Source organism: Candidatus Acidulodesulfobacterium acidiphilum (assembly GCA_008534395.1).
Classification (GTDB): domain Bacteria; phylum SZUA-79; class SZUA-79; order Acidulodesulfobacterales; family Acidulodesulfobacteraceae; genus Acidulodesulfobacterium_A; species Acidulodesulfobacterium_A acidiphilum.
This window is the reverse complement of the sequence record SHMQ01000034.1, coordinates 1-4306: the sequence shown is the minus strand read 5'-3', so window position 1 is coordinate 4306 and position 4306 is coordinate 1. Positions and strand designations below refer to the sequence as shown.

The following is a 4306-nucleotide window of genomic DNA, read 5'->3' as shown; positions in this document are numbered from 1 at the left end:
GGTTTTTCCCATCCTACCCCGGGTTTGCCGCTTCTTTTAGCCGGCTGGCTCGGCCAGGTTCTGGTCATTACTCCCTTTATATACATATTTCTTATCGGAGCGTTTATATATGCAATAATAAAAATAAGAACAAAGGGGACAGGAATAAAGGGGACAGATTTATTTATTTCCTCCGAGCCTTTCTTATTTTCGCTCTGTTTATCTCTCCCCATTCTTCTATTTTTCATAATTAACGGCTATTCCCACAGAATACTAGTCCACTGGCCAGATATAGGCTATCTTGCCGCATTCCCCATTATGGGCTATGCCGCCGAAGCTCTTATTGGCGGAAAAAAAATAACGAGATATTACGTTTATTTTGCTATTTTTTTCGGTTTTTTTCTGTCCTACGTACTTTATAACCAGATTTACTATAACTCGATACCCGTAGGCAAAATAATTCGTTATATAGACAAAGAAAAACGCCTTAAAAAAGGCGGCGTGTTTTCCGTAATACCGCGCATCCCCGGCAAGCCGTCTACCGCCGATATAGCGAACGACCTTTTCGGCTGGAAGCATGCCGCAAAATATATAGGAATAGTTTATAAAGGCTATAAATCCGTTTACGCCCCCCTGTTTATCCTCACGCATCATTATTCTATAGCCGACGAACTTGTCTATTACGGAGGATATAGACCCGACGGCAATATTTTCAATATATCCGGCTTCCTTAACCAGTACGACCTCTGGCAGAATTTAAACAAAATCAACGGAAAAAACGCCCTTTTTATTATGGACGACAAATATATGATTAATCCGGTAAAAACTTATGCTCCATATTTCAAATCCATACAAAAAATAGGACGTCTCGACATTTATTTAAAATTCAAACCCGTTAGAACGTATTATTTATATCTTATGAAAGATTTTAACGCGAAAAAAATGATTAAACATTTAAAAGCTAAAAGCAGGATGTATTGATTTTTCATATTGACAATTACTTTTCGTCAATATATAATTAACAGTCGTAAACAATTTAACGGTATTAAACCGTATTTATAAACGGTTTAAACGATATCGGAACTAAAAGGTCAAATAGACTTCAAATGGACTTAAAACAGTTTATTCGCGAAATACCGGATTTTCCAAAAAAAGGGATTAATTTCAAAGATATTACGCCTCTGCTTGCCGATGCAAAAGCATTCGCATACGCAATAGATTCTTTAACCGAGTCATATATTTCAAAAAAAATAAATTACGTAGTTTGTATAGAAGCCAGAGGATTTGTTATAGGCGCTCCAATAGCCTATAAACTCGGCGCAGGCGTCATCATGGTCAGAAAACCCGGCAAACTGCCATATGAGTGTTCGTCGTTAAGCTACGACCTCGAATACGGAAGCGCGACTCTCGAAATACACAAGGATGCGTTAAAGTCGGGCGAAAGGGTAATTATCGCCGACGACGTCCTTGCGACCGGCGGAACGGCTCTCGCAACCATCGGACTCGTCGAAAGTTTCGGCGCCGAAGTCGCGGATACCTGTTTCCTTGCCGAACTTTCGTTTTTAAAAGGGGCCGAAAAACTTAAACCCCGTACGGTAAACGCATTAATGAAGTTTGATTATTAACTTAAGTTGTCATTCCCGCGCAGGCGGGAATCCAGTAATAAAATTTTTAAATTTTTAAATTCAATTGTCATTCCTGCGAAAGCAGGAATCTATATAACAATAAATTCAATAAATATTTTTTTTCAAATTAAGGGGGGTTTTATGAAAAAAGGAATAACGGTAATATTTGTAGTACTCGTTATAGTACTTGGCTACATTGCGGTTCACGCCATAACCGCTCCCGTAAAATTATCCGCCGCTCAGCTTGGAAATCAGCTAATTCATTCTCACAAAAAAGGTATAGACTGTTTTGCCTGCCATAGAATAGGCAAAAAAGGCGGAACCATAGGTCCCGATCTTTCCAAAGAAGGGCTTGCGAAACATTCTATAAAATGGCTGGAAGTCCAGATTGCGACTCCGGGAAAGCACTTTAAATCCGGTTCGATGGTGAAGATTAACGGAAAGACGTATATGGCTATTATGCCCGACCATAAAATGCTAAACAAAAAAGAGCTTTTCGAGCTTGCGTCTTATCTGGATTCATTAAAATAAGAAAATCAAAAAACGCCAAAAAACACTTGACATATGAAATTTTGATATTATAATTAATTATATAAATATATGTTCCGATATATAATATATATGATGTATATTGTATGCAATTCATAATGAAGTTAATATGCCAAAAAAATGTTGACAAGAATTAAGTTTAGATATATAAATATATAAATAACTGAATAAAAAAAATTAACATATAAAAATCTTTTTAAGGAGGTGCAAAAGGGAGAAAGATTTAAAAATTTTTGTAGTACGGTATGAGTAGTTGAGCAGTGATTAGCAGTGATTTAAAAAGTAAACAAGTTCTAATTTAATTAATTTTAATTTAATTTTAAGAAGAGAGGAAAGTTATGAAAAAGTCATTAGCAGTAACTCTTGTAGCTTTGTTCGTCTTGGCCGTATCATTCGCAATGGTCCCCAAGAAAGCAAACGCTATTCCGGCTTTCGCAGAAAAGTACCACTTTTCGTGCGCAGTTTGTCATACTGTATTCCCAAACCTTAACCCGTTTGGAAGAGCATTCTGGAGAAACGGCTTCAGACTTCCTGGCACAAACGGAACTCCTGCGGACGCAACGCAGATCGCTAACGGCTTAAGCCTTCCAAACCCATGGCCGATTCCGATCGTGTTGGAAGCTCAGGTGTTTTATCAGCACTTGACTAATGAAAACACTAATCTTAAGATCGGTGGCATAAAGTCAAATGGTCAGACCGATATGTTTAATTATAAAACAAATTTAGTTATAGGCGGTGCAACTAAATTATATACGCCGTTCGCAAATTCTTTATCTTTTTATGCGAATTATGGAGAGAATGGAGGAGGCGGAACTATAGGTGCTAACCAGGTTTGGGCATCTTTGGACGGAATTGGTTCAGGTTTTGGTCTTCCGTCGCACTTAGTTAACTTGAAACTCGGTAACATTACGACCGCAAGTCCGTATTTCTACAGACAGAATCCATTTAGCGGCGGGTTCATTGAAGGTCCGGTTATGAACGGTCAAAATTTAACTGTAGGTTATGACGGTGAAGGCGGCGCGTTAATTCATGCGCAGAATGAAGGTATCGCTCTTTACGGTACACCCGGTTATCATTTGTGGTATAAAGTAACGGTTACGAATGATGCAGGTAACGGAAACAGTATTTCAAGCCCAGCAAATAATAATTATGGTGAAGCATCTACTTCAAGTAAAGCAACTTCAAGTAATGCAATGGAATATTCTTACCAGTTAAAAGAATATTTACCGACTTCAGCTGGACAGCTTGAATTTGGTTACTATGGCGCAAGCATTGCTGAACCGCTAACTGCGGATAATTTGCTAACTGGAACTCAAAATACTTGGACTGACGGCATTCAAGTCAATGGCGTAGATGTTGACCTTGCAAACGACGTATATGAACTTGGCTTAACCTATATGGAACAGCACGATTCAAATCCATATAATGATTATTTTAATGGAACGTCATATCATAATACAAATGGCTATAACACATTTGAAGTATATGGTCGTTATTTATTCCCGACATTGTTAGGTCACGGCGCAATGCTTGTAGCTGATTTTTCGACGTATTCATGGCAGCATAAACAGACTGAAGAAGCGTTTAATAATAGTGGTACATTACCTACTTCTTGTGCAAATCAAAATTTGTATGAAAGTGGAACATATGCTTCTGGTAGCTGTAATACAAATGAAGGTATAAAAGATGCATTTGATATTTTCGGAGATCTTAATTTAGCTTACAATGCTCATCTTTATGCCGGATATATCTTTACGAACAAATCTCAGGACGACATGTTCAGAACAGGTTTGTACTTTGCATTCTAATCGAGCAACGCAATTATAATTGCAAATTAACAAATTACTTAAATAAAAACGGAAATAAAGGTGTCAGATTTATTTATTCCCTTACTCCCGACTACGTTTGAAGTGGTCGGGAGTTTTTTTATGCCCATAATTTTTAATTATATATGGAATAAAGTCAACTATATTATTTAATTCCTGAACCATTTGTTAAATCTGCATTTCAGGACTTATTGGTATTGATCCAATAAGTCCTTTTTTTGTTTTTATCTATTTTATTTTGTTATAATTTTAGTTTTATTTTTTATATCGCCGCTGAATTTATAATTTAATCATGCATAAGCTTTATTCAAAGATTCGTCGTAATAC

The 4306-nt window shown here is 37.0% G+C and carries 3 protein-coding genes; all 3 read left to right on the top strand.

Features of this window, described 5'->3' with window-relative positions:
• Positions 1 to 1085: 1085 nt before the first annotated feature.
• The 3 genes from EVJ48_08615 to EVJ48_08605 all read left to right on the top strand — a co-directional run bounded on the left by EVJ48_08615 (position 1086) and on the right by EVJ48_08605 (position 3961).
• Positions 1086 to 1604 carry an adenine phosphoribosyltransferase gene (locus EVJ48_08615; GenBank protein ID RZV37606.1) on the top strand — a complete coding sequence of 173 codons (519 nt, stop codon included), beginning with the start codon at positions 1086 to 1088 and terminating at the stop codon, positions 1602 to 1604.
• Positions 1605 to 1745: 141 nt separating this feature from the next.
• Complete coding sequence (locus EVJ48_08610) at positions 1746 to 2135, top strand: cytochrome c (protein ID RZV37605.1); 390 nt, start codon at positions 1746 to 1748, stop codon at positions 2133 to 2135.
• 356 nt (positions 2136 to 2491) lie between these two features.
• A complete protein-coding gene (locus EVJ48_08605; GenBank protein ID RZV37604.1) occupies positions 2492 to 3961 on the top strand; it encodes a hypothetical protein in 1470 nt (489 codons plus the stop codon).
• Positions 3962 to 4306: the final 345 nt, after the last annotated feature.